This window comes from Streptomyces sp. NPDC028298 (assembly GCF_055565895.1).
In genome coordinates this window covers 632655-650741 of sequence record NZ_JBVHTL010000006.1, presented here as the reverse complement: position 1 = coordinate 650741, position 18087 = coordinate 632655, and the positions used below count along the sequence as shown (strand labels likewise).

Genomic DNA, 18087 nt, shown 5'->3' with positions numbered 1-18087 from the left:
GAGTTCTCAAGGAACGGACGCTTCCTTTGTACTCACCCTCTCGGGCTTTCCTCCGGGCGCTTCCCTTCGGTCTTGCGTTTCCGACTCTATCAGACCGTTTCCGTATCCGATTTCCTCGGTGCTTTCCAGGTTCTCGCTTTCGCGTTTCCCTTTCCGGCGAGTCCGACTCTATCAGAACCTTTCGGGCCCGATTTCCTCGGTGCTTTCAAGGTAATCCGCTCTCGCGTTTCCCTTTTCAGCGGCTCCGACTTTATCAGAATCTGGGGGCCGGATTGACCGGCAGCCATTTCTGAATCATCAGGAGGGGCTTCTTCTGAATCGACGTGTCGATTGCTTTGAGAAGCGAGCAGACTCTAAACCGCCACCACCGGACGTGTCCAGTTCTAGGCAACTGTTCGAATCTACCTCCCCCAGCGACCCGTGTCAACGAGTTTTCTGGGGTGACGAGAAGGCTAGCAGGTCATCAGGGGCCCACGCACATCAGGCGGCCATGGGCAGAGTGGCGCTTCGCTCGGACGCCGTGACGTCTCCTGTCTCGCCGGAGCGTGCCGCGCGCCCCCCGAGGACATAGACGTACGCGAGAAAGGCCAGTTCAGCGGTGATGCCGATGCCGATGCGGGCCCAGGTCGGCAGGCCGGACGGCGTGACGAAGCCTTCGATGGCACCCGAGACGAAGAGGATCAGCGCCAGTCCTATCGCCATGCCGATCGCGGCGCGCCCCTCCTCCGCGAGGGCTGTCCGACGGGATCGCGGGCCCGGGTCGATCACGGTCCAGCCCAGCTTCAACCCCGTCCCCGCGGCGACGAAGACGGCGGTGAGTTCCAGCAGGCCGTGCGGAAGGACGAGCCCGAGGAAGGTGTCGAGCCGGCCGGCCGAGGACATCAGGCCGATGCCGACGCCCAGGTTGAGCATGTTCTGAAAGAGGATCCAGAGGACCGGCAGGCCGAGGAAGACGCCCAGCACCAGACACATGGCGGCGGCCTCGGCGTTGTTCGTCCACACCTGGGCTGCGAAGGCGGCGGCGGGGTGACTGGAGTAGTAGGTCTCGTACTCACCGCCGGGGCGGGTGAGGGAACGCAGTTCGTCGGGCGCGGCGATGGCGGCCTGGACCTCGGGGTGAGTGCCGATCCACCACCCGAGGAGGGCGGCTATCACCGTGGACAGGAGCGCCGTGGGCACCCACCAGTGACGGGACCGGTAGACGGCCGCGGGAAAACCCTGCGTCAGGAAGCGGGTGACATCGCGCCACGAGGCCCGGCGGGTGCCTGTCACGGCACCACGCGCGCGGGCCACGAGCTGGCTGAGGCGCCCGGTGAGCTGGGGGTCGGGCGCACTGGACTGGATCAGCGAGAGGTGGGTGGCCGTTCGCTGGTAGAGGGTGACGAGTTCGTCGGCCTCGGCCCCGGTCAGGCGGCGCTGGCGGCGCAGCAGGGCGTCGAGTCTGTCCCACTCGGCTCGGTGGGCGGAGACGAAGACGTCGAGGTCCATCGTTTTGCCTGCTCCTCGCTGCGCATCTGGGGCTCGTCGTGGATGTCAGCTTGTCCTACTGGGGCGCGATGCGCCCTCAGCTTGGCAGACTGGCGGTTGTCGGGGCAGGTCAGTCGGGGCAGGTCAGGGGAAGGGCGGCGTGCGTGAGCGAGTTGGTGACGGGCGAGGCAGTGGCACTGGAGCTGCGGCCCGCGAAACTGCCGAGCCGGGCGCTGGCCGTGGTGCTCGACCTGGCGGTGGCGGTGGCGGTGTACGTCGTCGTGACCATCGGTCTGGTCGCCGCGACGGCCACGCTGGACGACGCGGCACAGATCGCCGTCTCGATCGCGAGTTTCCTTCTCGTGCTGGTCGGTGGTCCGATCGCCGTGGAGACGCTCAGCCACGGACGTTCGCTGGGGAAGATGGCGTGCGGGCTGCGGGTGGTGCGGGACGACGGCGGGCCGATCCGGTTCCGGCACGCTCTGGTGCGCGGTGCCGTCGGGGTGGTCGAGATCCTGATGACGTTCGGGATCGTCGCCTGCATCGCTTCGCTGGTGTCGGAGCGCGGGCGGCGGCTCGGTGACGTGTTCGCGGGGACGCTCGTCGTGCGGGAGCGGATTCCGGTGGGGCGCATGCCGTACGTTCCCGCGCCGCCGCCCTGGCTGGCGGGACGGTTCGCGGAGCTCGATCTGTCCGCCGTACCGGACGAGCTGTGGCTGGCGATCCGGCAGTACCTGACGCGGATGCAGCAACTGGATCCGCAGATCGGTGGGGCGATGGCGGAGCGGCTGGCCGTGGATCTCGCCGCTCGTACCGGGGCTCCGGCGCCGCAGGGTGTGCCGGCGGGCGCGTATCTGGCGGCTGTCGTGCAGGAGCGCCAGACCCGCGAGGCCCGGCGGACCTTCGGTGCCGCGCCGAACGGCTTCCCGTTCCCCGCACCCACTGGTCATCACCCCTACCCGCAGCCCGGCGGACCTGTCGGTCAGCCCCTTCCTCCGGGTCCCGGTGGCCACCCCGCTCCGCCGGTCCCCGGCGGGTATCCGGTGGCGCCTCCGTACGCGTCCCCGTCCCCGGCTCCGGTCGGTTCGGCCGGCCCGGCCGCTCCGGTCGAGCGTTCCGAACCGGACGAGCGTCCGTCGACCGGCTTCGCGCCGCCCGCGTAGCCGCCCTCTCCGCAGGGTCGGCATCGTCGGTCCAGCACCGCCGGTCCGCCGGTCCGGCACCGCCGTCAGGTGAAGACCGACGGTGGTGATTCGAGGTGTTCCAGTTCGATGCCGGGGGCCGCGAGCACCACGTCGCCGGCGATGTGCACGGCGTGCTGTTCCCCCGTGTCCAGCGCTGTGACCTGGTATTCGTCCACGGTCAGCGGCCCGTTGTCAGTGGCGTGTGTTTCGCTTGCGATCAAGGCCCAGGACTGGTCGAGGGTGCGCGGGGCGAGGACCGGGTCGGTGAAGGCGACGAGGCGGACGCGGGTCGCCGAGGGGGTGGGGGAAGGGGTGAGGCGAAGAAGTCGGGCGGTGGCGACGAGGAAGGCGGGAGAGGTGCCGGTGAAGGCGTGGGCGGGCACGTTGCCTTCGGTGGCCTCGGTCCCGGTGGGGTCGGTGCGGACCCAGGTCACGCCGTCGAGAGCGGCGCCCCGCACCTGCCAGCCGGCCGCGTGCAGTTCGAGACGGATGGGGCGGCCCAGATCGTCGAGGGCGAGGTCGACGGAGCCGGTGACCGTCGCCGGTCCGGGCTCGGGCGGGCCGTCGGGCATGATGTCGGACGGGGCGGTGAGCTGGGAGACGTAGCGCCAGCCGGAGGGACCGGGCGCGCAGTTGAAGTGTTCGTCGGCGAGAGGGGTGTGGTCGTGCGGATCATGGAGCGAATAGCGGCCGCGGGGCATGGGCGTTCAGGTCCTCATCGGGGACAGGCCCCCGCCGGGACGGCGAGGGCCTGCTGACATCCGGACGCCGAGCGGTGGTACCGCTGCTCGGCGGGCGTGCTCAGTAGCGGTAGTGGTCCGACTTGTACGGGCCCTCGACCTCGACACCGATGTACGAGGCCTGCTCGGGGCGGAGCGTCGTGAGCTTCACGCCGAGCGCGTCGAGGTGGAGACGGGCGACCTTCTCGTCGAGGTGCTTGGGCAGCACGTAGACGTCGGTCGGGTACTCCTCGGGCTTGGTGAACAGCTCGATCTGGGCCAGGGTCTGGTCCGCGAACGAGTTGGACATGACGAACGACGGGTGGCCGGTCGCGTTGCCCAGGTTCAGCAGGCGGCCCTCGGACAGCACGATGATGACCTTGCCGTCGGGGAACTTCCAGGTGTGAACCTGGGGCTTGACCTCGTCCTTGACGATGCCGGGGATCTTCGCGAGGCCGGCCATGTCGATCTCGTTGTCGAAGTGACCGATGTTGCCGACGATCGCCTGGTGCTTCATCTTGGCCATGTCCGCGGCCATGATGATGTCCTTGTTGCCCGTCGTGGTGACGAAGATGTCGGCCTTGTCGATGACCTCGTCGAGGGTCGTGACCTGGTAGCCGTCCATCGCCGCCTGCAGGGCGCAGATCGGGTCGATCTCGGTGATGATCACGCGGGCGCCCTGGCCGCGCAGGGACTCCGCGCAGCCCTTGCCCACGTCGCCGTAGCCGCAGACGACGGCGGTCTTGCCGCCGATGAGGGTGTCGGTGGCGCGGTTGATGCCGTCGATCAGGGAGTGGCGGCAGCCGTACTTGTTGTCGAACTTCGACTTGGTGACGGCGTCGTTCACGTTGATCGCCGGGAACAGCAGGGTGCCGTCGCGGTACATCTCGTACAGGCGGTGGACGCCGGTCGTGGTCTCCTCGGTCACGCCGCGGATCTCCGAGGCGAGCTGGGTCCACTTCTGCGAGCCGTTGCTGATCGTGCGGTTGAGGAGTTCGAGGACGACGCGGTGCTCGTCGTTCTCGGCGGTGTCGACGGAGGGGACCTTGCCGTCCTTCTCGTACTTGACACCGTTGTGGACGAGGAGGGTGGCGTCACCACCGTCGTCCAGGATCATGTTCGGGCCGCCGGTGGGGGTGTTCGGCCAGGTCAGCGCCTGCTCCGTGCACCACCAGTACTCCTCCAGGGTCTCGCCCTTCCAGGCGAAGACCGGGACGCCCTGCGGGTTCTCGGGCGTGCCGTTCGGGCCGACCGCGATGGCGGCGGCGGCGTGGTCCTGGGTGGAGAAGATGTTGCAGGAGGCCCAGCGGACCTCGGCGCCGAGGGCGACCAGGGTCTCGATGAGGACGGCGGTCTGCACCGTCATGTGCAGGGAGCCGGTGACGCGGGCGCCCGCGAGGGGCTGCGCCTCGGCGTACTCCTTGCGGATCGACATCAGGCCGGGCATCTCGTGCTCGGCGAGGGTGATCTCCTTGCGGCCGAAGGCGGCCAGGGAGAGGTCGGCGACCTTGAAGTCCTGTCGGTTGTCGACAGTCGTCATGGAGAGCTGCTCCTCGGTATCGGGGCGAGGTGGGTAGGGCTGTTCTGCGCGGCGGCGGCACGTGCGCGTGCCCGACGGGGCACGGACGTGCCTCGGCAGGACACAGCTGTGCCCGGTGCGCGCAGCGCAGTCCGTCGGAGGCCCTCTCTCCCTCGGCCGGTCCGCGGTGGGACCGCCCGACCGCCATCAGCAGCGACGTCTGGCTCGGTCACCAAGCTACACCGGTGGGCCGGTCCCTCCCCAGTCCACGTCCGGACAAAGCGGCCTTCACGGGCTTGATCGGAAGGGTCCGGCGCAGATGGGGGGTGCCGGAGCGGGGTGCTGGACGGAGGAACGCCGCCGGGGCCCGTCCGTGTCGCGGACGGGCCCCGGCGGGGTGGAACGGGGATTCGGGAGCGGGCGGGGTCAGTGGTCGGCCTGTGACGGCGTCGGTCCGCCGGGGGTCGCGGCCGGGTCCGGGCCCTTGGCCGCCTCGGTGTCGCTGTAGATGTCGGGCTCCAGGTAGATCACCCGGGCGATCGGGACGGCGGCGCGGATGCGGGCCTCGGCGGCGTCGATCGCCTTGGCCACCTCGGCGGCCGTGTCGTCGTGCCGCACGGCGATCTTCGCGGCGATCAGCAGTTCCTCGGGGCCGAGGTGGAGGGTGCGCATGTGGATGATGCGGGGGACGGTGTCGCCGTCGACCATCGCCGCCTCGATCTTCGCGGTCTCCTCCGGGCCGGCCGACTCTCCCAGCAGGAGCGACTTGGTCTCGGCGGCGAGCACGAGGGCGATCAGGATGAGCAGGACACCGATGCAGACGGTGCCGATGCCGTCCCAGACGCCGTTGTCCGTGAGCAGGGCGAGGCCGACGCCGCCGAGGGCGAGGACCAGACCGATGAGCGCGCCGAAGTCCTCCAGGAGGACGACGGGCAGCTCGGGGGCCTTCGCGCGGCGGATGAACTGGGACCAGGAGTGCGAGCCGCGCAGCTCGTTGGACTCCTTGATGGCCGTACGGAAGGAGAACCCCTCGGCGATGATCGCGAAGACGAGGACGCCGACCGGCCAGTACCAGTGCTCGATCTCGTGCGGGTGCTTGATTTTCTCGTAGCCCTCGTAGACGGCGAACATGCCGCCGACGGAGAACAGGACGATCGAGACGAGGAAGGCGTAGATGTAGCGCTCGCGGCCGTAGCCGAAGGGGTGCTGCGGGGTGGCCTCGCGCTGGGCCTTCTTGCCGCCGATCAGGAGCAGCGCCTGGTTGCCGGAGTCGGCGAGCGAGTGGACGCCCTCGGCGAGCATCGAGGAGGAGCCGCTGAAGGCGAACGCCACGAACTTCGATACCGCGATCGCGAGGTTGGCGCCGAGTGCCGCCACGATCGCTTTGGTGCCGCCTGAAGCGCTCATCTGCTCCTGCTGTCCCTTCGTACGCGTCCGGACCCGTCCGTACCCTCGTACCCCGTCCGGTCCCGGCTTTGCCCACCCTTTGCGGTGGGCCATTCTTGCAGCCCGGTCCGCCGGGGACGCGCCTCAGGTCCCTGCCGTCGTCCCGTCAGACGACAACTGTCGCACGGAAGATCGTGCCGGACCCGGACACTTCGGCCTTTTCCCCGGCCGGTACGAAGACCGAGGTGCCGGGGGTCAGGTCGATGCCGTCGGCGCGTACGGAACCCGAGGTGCAGAGCAGGATCTGCGGGGTCTCGCGGGTGAGGTCGCGCGGGTCGGCTCCCTCGGCGACGACGTAGCGGGAGAGGCGGAACTCGTCGATGGGGGTCGCGTAGACCTCTTCGCCGTCGGGGGACGCCTCCGGGCGCAGGACGCCGGGGTCGGCCGCCTCGAAGCGGACCACGCGCAGGAGTTCGGGGACGTCGACGTGCTTGGGGGTCAGACCGCAGCGCAGGACGTTGTCGCTGTTGGCCATGATCTCGACGCCGAGGCCGTTCAGGTAGGCGTGCGGGATGCCGGCGCCGAGGTAGAGGGCCTCGCCGGGCTGGAGCCGGACGTGGTTGAGGAGCATCGCGGCGATGACTCCGGGGTCGCCCGGGTAGTGGTGGGCGAGGCCGGCGTACGGGGCGTAGTCGCCGCCGAGGCGGGCGCAGGCGGCGGTGGTCTCGGTGACCGTACGAGCCATGTCCTCCGGGTCGGCGCTCAGCACCGCCGTGAGGACCTCGCGCAGCGCCGCCTCCTCGGGGTGGGCGCGCAGCAGGTCGACGTACGGCTTGAGGGAGTCGACGTCGAGGGCGGCGAGGAGCGCGGCGGCCTCCTCGGGGGCGCGGAAGCCGCACAGGCCGTCGAACTCGGTGAGGGCGCAGATGAGTTCGGGCTTGTGGTTGGCGTCCTTGTAGTTGCGGTGCGGGGCGTCGATGGGGACGCCCCGGCGCTCCTCGTCCTCGTAGCCCTCGCGGGCCTGTTCGAGGTCGGGGTGCACCTGGAGGGAGAGGGGGGCGCCGGCGGCGAGGAGCTTCAGCAGGAACGGGAGCCGGGGGCCGAACCGGGCGACGGCGGCGCGGCCGAGTTCCCGCTCCGGGTCCTCGGCGACGACCTCGTTGAGCGGACCGCGCCCGGTGCGCGAGGGTGCGCCCGGGTGGGCGCCCATCCACATCTCCGCCTGCGGTTCGCCGGTCGGCTCCACGCCGAGCAGCAGGGGGATGGCGGTGGTCGAGCCCCAGGCGTAGGGGCGGACGGTGTTGTCGAGGCGGTCCATCGGTGTCTTCTTCTCCATACGTGCGCTGCGCGGCCCGCCGGGGCGGGCGTCGATCGGAAGCCTGGTGTCAGGGGAGCCTGGCGCGGGGTCCGGCGGTACGGCACGCCGGGCGCGAGGTCCTGCCCAAGATCAGGCCCCCGAAGCGAGCGCCAGGTAAACGGCGGCGAAATCCGTGATGGCGATCAGCTCGGCGAGGGTTTCCAGTTCGCCGCCCTCCTCGGGTTCGAGCTCGCTGATCGCGGTGTCGTGGCTGAGGGCGAGTTCGCGGGCGGCGGGGGCGGCGCTGATCCCGCCGATGGGACGGTCGCGGAGCAGCACCACGCGCGCGTGCAGCGCCTGTGCCTCCTCGACGCGGTCCCGGAAGAAGTCCTCGGGGTCCGCGCCCGCGGCGAGGGCGCCGGCGAGCAGCACGCTGTGCGAGGCGAGCGCCTCGGGCAGTTCGGCGGTGAGCGCGGGGCGGCCGGCGAGTTCGGCGAGTGCCGCGGTGAAGCGGCGGCCGGCCGGGCCCGCGGAGGTGCCCTCCGTCCAGATCACCGGGAGCGCCTCAGCCAGTTCGACGGCGAGCGTCTTGGCGGGGTTGTGGTAGGCCGCGATGGCGGGGCCGCAGCGCTCGGCGACGCGGTCGAGGCGGTCGGCGACCTTCTGCAGCGCCTGGGGCGGGGCGGAGACCAGGCCGGTGCGGTCCAGGAGGGCGAGCAGCGGGGTGAGCAGCGCCCAGAGCACGCCGGGCGCGGAGGCGCCCAGGGGCTCCTCCTGCTCGTACGGGGCGGTCGCCATCGGTACGAAGAGACCGTGGCTGCCTTCCACCCACTCGGCCATCGGGGAGCCGGCGGGGGCGACGGCGGCGACGGTGCTGCCGCGCCGGTAGGCCTGCTCGATGAGCAGTTCCAGGCCGGGTTCGCTGCCGTCGGGGGTGGCGACCAGCAGGAGGTCGACGGGGCCGGCCCAGCCGGGCAGGTCCCAGCGCAGGGCGCCTCCGGCGGGGGCGACGCCGGTGGGGGTGAGCCGGGTGAGGGGGCAGCTCGCTCCGGCGAGGGTGCCGAGCAGTTCGGCGACGCCGGTGGCGGCCATGCCGGGGCCCGCGATGAGGACCGCGCGGGGGCGGCCGTCGGGCTTCAGCTCGGAGATGCCGGCCTCGTTGGCGTGCCGGACCGCGGTGCGTACCCGGGCGCCGGCCTCGGCGGCGCCTCGGAGCAGGGCCCGCCGGTCGGCCCGGGTGAGCGCGTCGGGATCGTCGAGGAGCGATTCGTCGAGCATGGGGTCGGTAGCCTCCGATCGCCGGGGCGCTTGCGCGTGAGCCGCCGGGGTCGCTTGCACGGGGTCGCTCGCGGGAGGGCCGAGCGCGCTGGGTCGGACCGGGTGCCGGGCGGGCTGCGCCGGCATCGGGACGGCCGCGTCGCCGTCGTCCGTGCGGGCGGCGGGTGCCGTCGCTCGTCGTCGGGTTCGTGGCTCGTCGTGCCTGCCGCGCCGTCGGCCCGCGAACGGGGACGGCGCCGCTGTCGCCTCGCGTGCGGCGGTCGCGGCGCCGCTGTGCGCGAGGCGGGTGCGTCGGTTACGCGGGGCGCCGGGCCTCGTCGACCAGGAGTACGGGGATGCCGTCGCGGACCGGGTAGGCGAGCCCGCAGTCCGCTCCCGTGCAGATCAGCTCGGTCTCCTGCTCCTTGATCGGGGCATGGCAGGCCGGGCAGGCGAGGATCTCCAGGAGGCCGGCTTCGAGCGGCATGGGGTGTCCTTCCGAAACGGTGGATGCGGCCTGGTCAGGGTACCGCTGCGGGAAGCCCGCCGCCGGGGCGCGCCCACGGTTCGTGGGGCGTGCCGGGCAGGTGTACGGGCCCCCGGCCCCGGTGTCCCCTCCCGCGCCGGGTGAGGGCGCGGGAGGGGCTGGTCGCGGGTCAGGATCTGATGAGCTTCAGGACCTCGTCGCGGAGCTTTGCCATGGCGGCCTGGTCGGGGGCCTCCGCGTTGAGGCGGAGGAGGGGTTCGGTGTTCGAGGGGCGGACGTTGAACCACGCGTCCCCGAGGGTGACCGTCAGGCCGTCGAGCTCGTCGAACTCGACGCCCTCGCGGTCCTCGTAGGCGGCCCTGACGGCGGCGAGGCGGGCCGCCTGGTCGTCCACCGTGGAGTTGATCTCGCCGGAGCCCGCGTAGCGGTCGTACTCCGCGACGAGCCCGGAGAGCGGGCCGTCCTGGCCGCCGAGGGCGGCGAGGACGTGGAGGGCGGCCAGCATGCCCGTGTCGGCGTTCCAGAAGTCGCGGAAGTAGTAGTGCGCGGAGTGCTCGCCGCCGAAGATCGCGCCGGAGGTGGCCATCTCGGCCTTGATGAAGGAGTGGCCGACGCGGGTGCGGACCGGGGTGCCGCCGTGCTCGCGGACGACCTCCGGGACCGACCAGGAGGTGATGAGGTTGTGGATGACCACGCCGCCGCCGTGCTTGTCGAGCTCGCGGGCGGCGACCAGCGCGGTGATCGCGGACGGGGAGACCGGCTCGCCCCGCTCGTCGACGACGAAGCAGCGGTCGGCGTCGCCGTCGAAGGCCAGGCCGAGGTCGGCGCCCTCTTCGCGGACGCGCTTCTGGAGGTCGACGATGTTCGCCGGGTCGAGCGGGTTGGCCTCGTGGTTCGGGAAGGTGCCGTCCAGTTCGAAGTACATCGGGACGAGTTCGAGCGGCAGGCCGGAGAACACCGTGGGCACGGTGTGTCCGCCCATGCCGTTGCCCGCGTCGACGACGACCTTCAGGGGGCGGATCGAGGTCAGGTCGACGAGCGAGCGGAGGTAGGCCGCGTAATCCTCCAACGTGTCACGCTGCGTGATCGTTCCGGGCGTGGCGTCCGAGGTCGGGGCGCCGGAGTCGAGCCAGGTCTCGGCGAGCCGGCGGATCTCGGAGAGCCCGGTGTCCTGGCCGACGGGGGCCGCGCCCGCCCGGCACATCTTGATGCCGTTGTACTGGGCCGGGTTGTGCGAGGCGGTGAACATGGCGCCGGGCAGGCCGAGCGCGCCCGAGGCGTAGTAGAGCTGGTCCGTGGAGCACAGGCCGATCTCGGTCACGTCGACCCCGCGTGCCGCGGCGCCGCGTGCGAAGGCTCGGGAGAGGCCCGGCGACGACGGCCGCATGTCGTGCCCGATCACGATGGCGTCGGCTCCGGTCACTTGGACGAAGGCGGCACCGAACAGCTCGGCGAGCGGCTCGTCCCACTGGTCCGGGACCACCCCGCGTACGTCGTACGCCTTCACGAGCTGCGACAGATCAGCAGTCACGGCCAACCCTCCAGGAGTCCACTTCGGTGGCCCCAAACTACCCGTCCGGGCCGACAGCGGGTGGTGGCCGGCTCGAGCGGGTCGCGTCCCAGGTCAGGACGGCATCCGGGGTTCGGTCCTCTCGACCGGGATCACGGACCTCAACTCGCGGACCGTCGTGAGCCGTTCCGGGCGGCCACGCGCGCGCGTGGCCGGGTCGCCAGGACGGCGGCGGCCAAGGAGACGCCGTTGTCGGCGAGTTGCCCCGAGGGAGGGTCCGAGGCGGCGAACTGGGCGGCGGCGAAGGCGACTACGAGGGCGGACACGGCGCCCTGGGCTGCACTGGAGAGCTTCTGGCCCGCCAGTACGCAGTGGGCGAGGCGGGCGAGCGGTGGGGCCGCCGGAAGGCCCGTCAGGCCCGTCGCGGGGGCCGGGGCCGGTGCGGCGGAGCGGCGGGCGCGGAGCGGCGGGCGGGGAAAAGGCGCGCCGGATGCGGCGGGCGGAGCGTGGCGTGGCGGGACCGCACGGCCGAAAGGGCGGTGATCAGTTCTCGGGCGAGCGCAGGATCCGCAGGTGGCCGCGGCGCGCGACCTCCATCGGGTCGGCCGAGCGGGCGCTGCCGCCCGCCTCCGCCGCGCGCTTCTGCGGACGGGCCGCCTCGCGCACCGCGTTCGCCAGCGCCTCCAGATCGTCGCCGCTGGGGCGCGCGGGACCGGAGGAGTCGGCGAGGCGGACGACCTCCCAGCCGCGCGGCGCGGTGAGGCGCTCGGAGTGCTCGGCGCACAGGTCGTAGCAGTGGGGTTCGGCGTAGGTGGCGAGCGGGCCGAGGACCGCGGTCGAGTCGGCGTAGACGTACGTCAGCGTCGCGACGGCGGGACGGCCGCAAGCGGTGCGCGAACAGCGACGTACAAGGCTCACGACGTTGGACGGTACCGCACTCTTGAGCGGGCCGCGACGACTCTCCCCCAGGTCACCCCACCGTGTCGTCCTGTGAGACGCCCCACACGGCTTTCGGAGCATCAGAGCCTGACCTGGGGCGACATCGAGTGCCGAGATACCGAACAGACCTGAATCCGGTCACCACTTGGTGCGAATCATGCCAATTGCCATGTCAGAGACGGTCTTGGAGAGATACGAAATCGAGCTGAATCTTGACGAGAATGGTCATCCGGCGTCATCCGGAAGACAGGACGGGCCGGGGACGGGCCAGGGTGATCCGCCCTCCCGGCGTCGCCCACCCGTCGCCCACCCGTCGACGACCGGCGCGTGGGGCCGGGCGGCCGGGCCGGGCGGGGACTACTCTTCGTCAGTGATGGACAGCCCCGTACCGCCCCGTGCCGCAGCGCCCGGTCCCCGTCGTCGCGACCGCCACGGCAGGGGCATGCGCGGCCCTGTGGCGCCTCCCCAGGTACCGCTCGCGGCGAGCCGCTCCGAGGTCTTCGCGGACCTCGTGCAGGACTCCGTGGAACGCCTGGAGCGCCGCTGGCCACAGCTCGCGGACATCGACTTCATGGTCCTGGAGGTCCCCCGCCTGGAGCGCTCGGGCGAGGGCTGGAGCGACGAGGCGGTGCCGCTGGGCGGCACGATCGCTGCGCGCGAGGGCCGTCCCGCGCGCGTGGTCGTCTACCGCCGCCCGATCGAGATCCGCACCAAGGGGCGCGACGAACGCGCCGCCCTGGTGCACGAGGTCGTCGTGGAACAGGTCGCGGAACTGCTGGGCCTGACGCCGGAGACGGTCGACCCGCGCTACGGCGAGGACTGAGACCCGCCCGCGGCCGCTCGGGCCCGGGCGGGATCACCGGTCCCGGTCACTGGCCGAGCAGCACCGAGAGGTCCTGTCGCGCGTCCGGCACCGAGACCGTCCCGCGGTCGTCCGGCAGGTTCTGGATGGTGAAGGCCGGAACGCCGTCCTGGCTCGCCGAGAGCATCCGGGAGGCGTAGACAGGCCCTCCGGAGACCGACTCGACGGTCAGCGCGTACGTGCCCTTGAGGCCGCTCGGGACGGGCGCCTCGACGTTCTGGGTGGTCCCGCCCTTGATCGTGAACGTCTTCGAGACGGCCGTGCCGCCCCCGCTGCCCGCGGACGCGGTGACCTTGACCGTGGCTCCCTGACCCGGCGCGGTCACGGCGAGCGTGGAGCCCTTGGCGGTGTTGTCGGCGACCGTCGCACGCGCGCCGACCGGGGCACTGGCCGGGATGAACGCGGTCTCCTGATCGGCGCCCTTGCCCCGCACCACCCGCAGCGCGGCCACGACCGGCGCGGACGATCCGGTGGGGGTGAGCACCAGGGAGCCCGCCTCGCCGCGGGTGACGTCCCCGAGGTCGACGGCGGCGGTCATGCCGGCCTTCACGTGCAGCGTCTCGTTCCCCGCCGGGGTGATCGTCCCCGTGGGCGAGGCGAGGCGGACCTTCAGGTCGGCGTCCGTGTCACCGGGCGCGAAGGCGACCAGGCGCACGGAGGTGGCGTCCTTGGGGATGCCCGGCATGACGAGGCTGCCCGAGGGGTCGGTGGAGGCGGCCAGCCAGTCGCCGCCGGTCTTCGCGTCGAGTGCCTGCACGGCGGCTCCCACGCGGCCGCTGCGGACCTTCACGTGCACGGTGAGGTCGGCCTGCGGGCCACTGGTCAGCGTGTTGAGCAGGATCGGTTCGCTGGCGTGCGCCTTGACCGTGATCCCGTCCGCCACCGTGGACTTGAGCGTGCCGTCCTTGCCGTACAGATCGATGTCGACGACCGCCGCCGCGTCGTCCGGGTTCGTCAGATGGACGTAATCGGTGCGCTGCGCGGCCGTGCTGGCACCCGGGAACCAGAACTCGGTGTCGGGAGCGGCGCAGTTGGTGCCGAGCAGACCGCGCCCGGCACCCGCGGCGACCTCGGTGGTCTCCTGAACCGTCCAGCCGGGCGCGAACTTGCCCGAGGCGACGCCCACCAGGGCGGGCGCGTCGGCCCCCGAGGTGTCGCCGGCCGCGGGCTTGCCGGGCTCCTTGGGCTGGACGACGGGCTTGGCGGCCTTGGCACCGCTCTTCTTGCCGCCGCCCGAACCGGACCCCTCGGCCGACTCCTCGGCCGCGGCCTGGAGTTGAGCCTTGCCACCGCTGCTCGCGCCCTCCACGACGGGGGTGAAGGACGTGTAGGCGGTGTCCGCGATGTCGGAGGTGCTCGGTTGCGGGCAGAGCAGGCTGGTGCGCTCCACGGGCAGCCGCGCGGCCGTGGCGGACGCGCTGTCGCCGCCGGCGCCGGGCGACTTGAGGGTCGCGAAGCCGGTGACGGCGGCGAGCGCGGTCGCCGCGGCGATCAGGGACAGGGTGGTGCGGTTCACTGCTGGCTCCCGTCGGGGCGCTCACTGTCGGTGCCGTGCGGGGGCTGCGTGGGGTCGTAGGCCGGGTCGTAGCCCTGCCCGCCCTGGTCGTAGCCCTGGCCCTGGGAATCGAAGGGCCGGCCGTTCGCGTCGTAGCCCTGGCCGTAGTTCTGGTCGTACGCCGCCGTGCCGCCGTAGGCGTACGGGTCGTACTGGCCGCCCTGGTAGGGATCCGCCGGGTACGCCTGCTGGTCGTAGGCACCGGCCGGGTACCCCTGCTGCCCCTCGTACCGCTCGCCGCCGTACGTGTCGTACTCGGCGTTCGCGTAGCTCGGGGTGTCCCAGGCGCCGTACTGCTGCTGATGCGGGACGGCGACGGCCGGGGACTCCTGGTCCTCGCCCTCGTCGGCGTCGGTGTGGGCGGGGAAGTCCTCGTCGAGCTCCTGGCCCTCGTCCGGCTGCCCGGACTCCGCCTCGGCCTCGGCCTGGGCACGCAGCCGGCGGGCGCGGCGCCCGTCGCCCGTCATGTCCTGGGCGGGTACGGGCTGCTCCTCCTCCGGGAGGTCGTCGTCGATGTCCCGGCGCCGCCCGGGGAGGGCGAGCACCACGAGGACCAGGGCGAGGGCGCCCTGGGCCCACAGCCAGGCCGTGTGGCTCAGCGGTGCCTCGAACGTGACGTCCAGCCTGCCGCCGGTGGAGGGCAGTTGGAAGCCCTGGGCCCAGCCGTCGACCGTGGTGCGGCCGAGCTGCTTGCCGTCCAGGGTCGCCGTCCAGCCCGCGTCGGCGCTGTCGGCCAGGCGCAGGACGCGGCCCTCGTCACCGGTGGGGATCGTGGTGTGCACCTCGACGGGTCCGGCGGCGATGGACTCCGGGTCGCCGGACGCGGGGACGATCGCGGCGCGGGAGACCTGCTGGTCGACGCGCCACAGGGCGCTGCCGTCCTGCTGGCTCAGCCGGGACAGGCCCGGGGTGGCGTCCAGGACGCGGCTCACCTCGCGCGGCGCGCCCTTGCGGACCAGGACGTAGCGCACGGCGAAGCCGCCGAGCTGGTCGGCCTGGTCGGCGCCGGAGCCCGCCACGAGGTTGGCGACGACCTTGTCCAGCCTCTTGTTCTCGCCGCCGGCCGCGGCGAGTTCGGCGTCGCCGAGACGGGCGCCGGAGCCACGCACGAGGACGTAGCCGACATCGGCGGCGGAGCGGCTGTCGAGGACGAGTGTGCGGGCCTGGTCGCGGGTGTTGCTCTCCTCGGCGACGAACGCGGGCACTTGCACCGGGTCGCGGCGCTCGACGGGTCCGTCGGCGCCGCGGATGATCCATCCGGCGGCGACGAGCAGCGGGCCCGCGGCGCAGGCGAAGGCGATGAGCGCGGCCACCGGCTGGCGCCAGCCGAAGCTCTGCTCGGCGACCCGCGCGCGTGCCCCGTCGGAGCCGACGGCCGCGGCGGCCAGCAGCGAGAGGCCGTACACGAGGGTCGCGGGTCCCGCCCAGGTGGAGCGGTTGGACAGGGCCGCGAAGACGAGGGCGACGACGGCGACGACCCAGGCGGTCCGGATCCCCGCCTGGCGCTCGGAGCGCAGCAGCGCGGCCAGCGCGGCCAGGACGATGCCGAAGAGCATCAGTCCGCTGACGGTGCCCGGCCCGCCGGGACTGGCGCTGAGCAGGTCGAGCGCGGAGGCCGCGCCGGTGCCGTAGTCCAGGCCGGCCTGCTTGAAGAAGCCGAACGGCAGCAGGGTCAGCGACCAGGGGGCGAGGACCAGCAGCGGGGTGCCGAGCTGGGCCAGGAAACGCAGTCCGTAGGCGGGGATCTCCCTGCGGCGCACCACGAGGAGGGCGACGCCGAGGACCAGCGCGATGGGCCACACGATCGGGGTGAACGCGGTCGTGAACGTCAGCAGCAGGGCGTACGCCCAGGTCGCGCGCCAGCTACCGCGGGCCCGGGAGCCGTGCGCGAGGCCGCTCGCCGCGACGCCCGCGCGCGCGATGAGCGGCAGCAGGATCGCGAGGACGGCGGTGCCGATGCGGCCTCCGGCGAGCGCGCCGGTGGCGGCGGGCAGGAAGGCGTAGACGACGGAGGCCCAGGCGCGCAGGAGACGCGACTCGACGAGGGGGCGCGAGGCGAAGTAGGCGGCGAAGCCGGCCAGCGGCACGGATCCCACGAGGAGGACGGTGACCGCGAGCCCCGTGGAGCCGAGGAGCGCGGAGGACAGCAGGGCGACGATCGCGAGGTAGGGCGGGGCGGACTCGGTGGAGCCCGCGCCGACCGGATGCCAGCCGTCGAGGTAGCGCGCCCACAGGTCGGAGGCGTCGGCGGGAGCGGGAAGCAGCGCGCCGCCCGAGAGGGCCCCGCCGCCGAGGAGCTCACGGCACGCGAGGAGCGAGACGAACAGGAGCACCAGGAACAGCATCGGGCCGGGGTTGCGCGCGATGCGCTTGATCCGGGCGAACTGCTCGATCTCCAGGAAGTCGCCGTCGTCACCGCCCGGTCCGGACTCGACGGCGCCTCCGTGCCGTCCGGCACCGGTGGTGGCCTCGGCGTCGGAGCCGCTCATCAGATTGCCGGCGACCTGCTCGATGGTGGCCCGCACGGTGGCTCCCGGGGGCGGGAACAGGGGCCGCAGCTCACCCTTGTCGACCTGGGGGCGGCCGCGCCTGCGCCGGCCGGCGATGATCCGCTCGGGGCGCAGCAGGGTGCCGAGGAGGCCGCGGATCTCGTCGACGGCCTGTCCGGGGACCTTGCCGACGAGATAGGCGACGGTGCGCAGCAGGGTGCCGAGGACGAGGCGGATCAGGATCCAGGGGAGCTGCGCCGTACGGGCGTTGACGAGGAGGGTGTAGACGGCGCCCGCTTTGTCGACCTTGTGCGGGGACGCGGCGGTGCGGCCCACGCAGTCGACGGCGCGGCGCTCGCGGGAGGCCGCCTCGGCGTGCCGGACGACGGCTTCCGGGGCGACGAGCACCCGGTGGCCGGCGGCCTGGGCGCGCCAGCACAGGTCGACGTCGTCACGCATGAGGGGCAGCCGGCGGTCGAAGCCGCCGAGTTCCTCGAAGACGTCACGGCGGATCAGCATGCCCGCGGTGGACACGGACAGCACCGGGTGCACGTGGTCGTGCTGTCCCTGGTCCTGTTCGCGCCGGTCCAGACCGGTCCAGCGACGGCCCGAGTTGGCGATGGTGACGCCGACCTCCAGGAGCGCCCGGCGGTCGTACCAGCCGCGGAGCTTGGGGCCGACGACGGCCACGTCCTGGCCGGCCTCCCGCTCGTTCTCCACGACGCGCAGGAGCTGGGCCAGGGCGTCGGGTTCGGGGGCGCTGTCGTCGTGCAGCAGCCAGAGCCACTGCTCGGGCTCGCCGTGCGGGAGCTCCGGCAGGTCGTAGGTGTCGTCGCGCCAGCTACGGGTGACGGGGTCCCAGCCGCTCGGACGCTTGAGGTAGGGCAGGTCCTCCGGGGTCAGCTCGGGGGCGGTGCGGGACACCTCCTCGACGGCCTGGCCGAAGCCGGTGCGCCGCGCCAGGTGCAGCACGCGGTCGGCGCCGAGCGCCTCGGTGAGCAGCTCGGCGGATTCGTCCGCGCTGCCGGTGTCGGCCGCCATCGCGTTCTGCACGGGGCGGTCCTGGCCGAGCAGCCCGGCGAGCGCCTGTGGCAGCCAGCGGGCGCCGTCGTGGGAGACGAGCACCGCGGTCACCACGTGGCGCGGAAACTCAGGGGCGGCAGCGGCGTCGTTACTGGCTGCCGAAAGGCTGTGCACGGACATCGAGGTACAGGCCCCGGTTCGATGGACTGCGGTGGACGTCTGTGTCCGGCGGGGACAGCGGGACGTCTCGGACGAGGGCCCACACTAACGGCTGGGAAAGACGGCGGCCCGCCGCCTGTGGATAACCCACGTGCGACGGGCCGTTCCTTACGTAAGAGTGTGTGCCGTTTGGTCGGTGGCGCCCGCGGGTGGGGACCGGTGTTCCGCGTCCGC

General features: G+C 72.5%; 14 protein-coding genes. 2 read left to right on the top strand and 12 right to left on the bottom strand.

The window, feature by feature from the left end:
- Nucleotides 1–480: 480 nt before the first annotated feature.
- Nucleotides 481–1488, bottom strand: a complete 1008-nt coding sequence (locus tag ACZ4TO_RS28480) for a stage II sporulation protein M (RefSeq protein WP_468025550.1) — start codon at nucleotides 1486–1488, stop codon at nucleotides 481–483.
- Nucleotides 1489–1631: 143 nt separating this feature from the next.
- Between ACZ4TO_RS28480 and ACZ4TO_RS28475 the strand changes: the two genes are divergently transcribed.
- On the top strand, nucleotides 1632–2630 hold the full coding sequence (locus ACZ4TO_RS28475; RefSeq protein WP_468025549.1) for an RDD family protein: 999 nt from the start codon (nucleotides 1632–1634) through the stop codon (nucleotides 2628–2630).
- Nucleotides 2631–2695: 65 nt separating this feature from the next.
- Here the strand turns inward: ACZ4TO_RS28475 and ACZ4TO_RS28470 are convergent, their stop codons facing one another.
- The 9 genes from ACZ4TO_RS28470 to ACZ4TO_RS28430 all read right to left on the bottom strand — a co-directional run bounded on the left by ACZ4TO_RS28470 (nucleotide 2696) and on the right by ACZ4TO_RS28430 (nucleotide 11846).
- Complete coding sequence (locus ACZ4TO_RS28470; protein WP_468025548.1) at nucleotides 2696–3352, bottom strand: hypothetical protein; 657 nt, start codon at nucleotides 3350–3352, stop codon at nucleotides 2696–2698.
- A gap of 100 nt (nucleotides 3353–3452) precedes the next feature.
- Complete coding sequence (ahcY, locus tag ACZ4TO_RS28465; protein WP_382792047.1) at nucleotides 3453–4910, bottom strand: adenosylhomocysteinase; 1458 nt, start codon at nucleotides 4908–4910, stop codon at nucleotides 3453–3455.
- Between the two features lie 405 nt (nucleotides 4911–5315).
- Nucleotides 5316–6296, bottom strand: a complete 981-nt coding sequence (locus ACZ4TO_RS28460; RefSeq protein ID WP_468025547.1) for a cation diffusion facilitator family transporter — start codon at nucleotides 6294–6296, stop codon at nucleotides 5316–5318.
- A gap of 145 nt (nucleotides 6297–6441) precedes the next feature.
- On the bottom strand, nucleotides 6442–7593 hold the full coding sequence (gene manA, locus ACZ4TO_RS28455; protein ID WP_468025546.1) for a mannose-6-phosphate isomerase, class I: 1152 nt from the start codon (nucleotides 7591–7593) through the stop codon (nucleotides 6442–6444).
- A 129-nt stretch (nucleotides 7594–7722) separates the two neighbouring features.
- Nucleotides 7723–8850: an SIS domain-containing protein gene (locus tag ACZ4TO_RS28450; protein WP_382792039.1), complete on the bottom strand. Its 1128-nt coding sequence runs from the start codon at nucleotides 8848–8850 to the stop codon at nucleotides 7723–7725.
- Nucleotides 8851–9145: 295 nt separating this feature from the next.
- Entirely contained in the window at nucleotides 9146–9316 is a 171-nt protein-coding gene (locus ACZ4TO_RS28445; RefSeq protein ID WP_355767387.1) for a Trm112 family protein, read from the bottom strand.
- 169 nt (nucleotides 9317–9485) lie between these two features.
- Complete coding sequence (locus ACZ4TO_RS28440) at nucleotides 9486–10847, bottom strand: phosphomannomutase/phosphoglucomutase (RefSeq protein WP_382792036.1); 1362 nt, start codon at nucleotides 10845–10847, stop codon at nucleotides 9486–9488.
- Nucleotides 10848–10987: 140 nt separating this feature from the next.
- The gene (locus tag ACZ4TO_RS28435; RefSeq protein WP_468025545.1) at nucleotides 10988–11152 is read right to left on the bottom strand and encodes a hypothetical protein; all 165 of its coding nucleotides are present in this window, start codon (nucleotides 11150–11152) and stop codon (nucleotides 10988–10990) included.
- Nucleotides 11153–11369: 217 nt separating this feature from the next.
- A complete protein-coding gene (locus tag ACZ4TO_RS28430) occupies nucleotides 11370–11846 on the bottom strand; it encodes a DUF3499 domain-containing protein (RefSeq protein WP_468025544.1) in 477 nt (158 codons plus the stop codon).
- Between the two features lie 292 nt (nucleotides 11847–12138).
- Here ACZ4TO_RS28430 and ACZ4TO_RS28425 point away from each other — a divergent pair, with 292 nt between their 5' ends.
- On the top strand, nucleotides 12139–12588 hold the full coding sequence (locus ACZ4TO_RS28425) for a metallopeptidase family protein (protein WP_382792105.1): 450 nt from the start codon (nucleotides 12139–12141) through the stop codon (nucleotides 12586–12588).
- Between the two features lie 46 nt (nucleotides 12589–12634).
- On the opposite strand, the gene ACZ4TO_RS28420 is transcribed toward ACZ4TO_RS28425, so the two are convergent.
- Together ACZ4TO_RS28420 and ACZ4TO_RS28415 are read right to left on the bottom strand one after the other, a co-directional pair.
- Nucleotides 12635–14143 (bottom strand): DUF5719 family protein, encoded by a 1509-nt coding sequence (locus ACZ4TO_RS28420; RefSeq protein ID WP_382792027.1) that lies wholly within the window; start codon nucleotides 14141–14143, stop codon nucleotides 12635–12637.
- A complete protein-coding gene (locus tag ACZ4TO_RS28415) occupies nucleotides 14140–17874 on the bottom strand; it encodes a glycosyltransferase family 2 protein (protein ID WP_468025543.1) in 3735 nt (1244 codons plus the stop codon). Before ACZ4TO_RS28415 ends, ACZ4TO_RS28420 begins: the two co-directional genes overlap by 4 nt.
- Nucleotides 17875–18087: the final 213 nt, after the last annotated feature.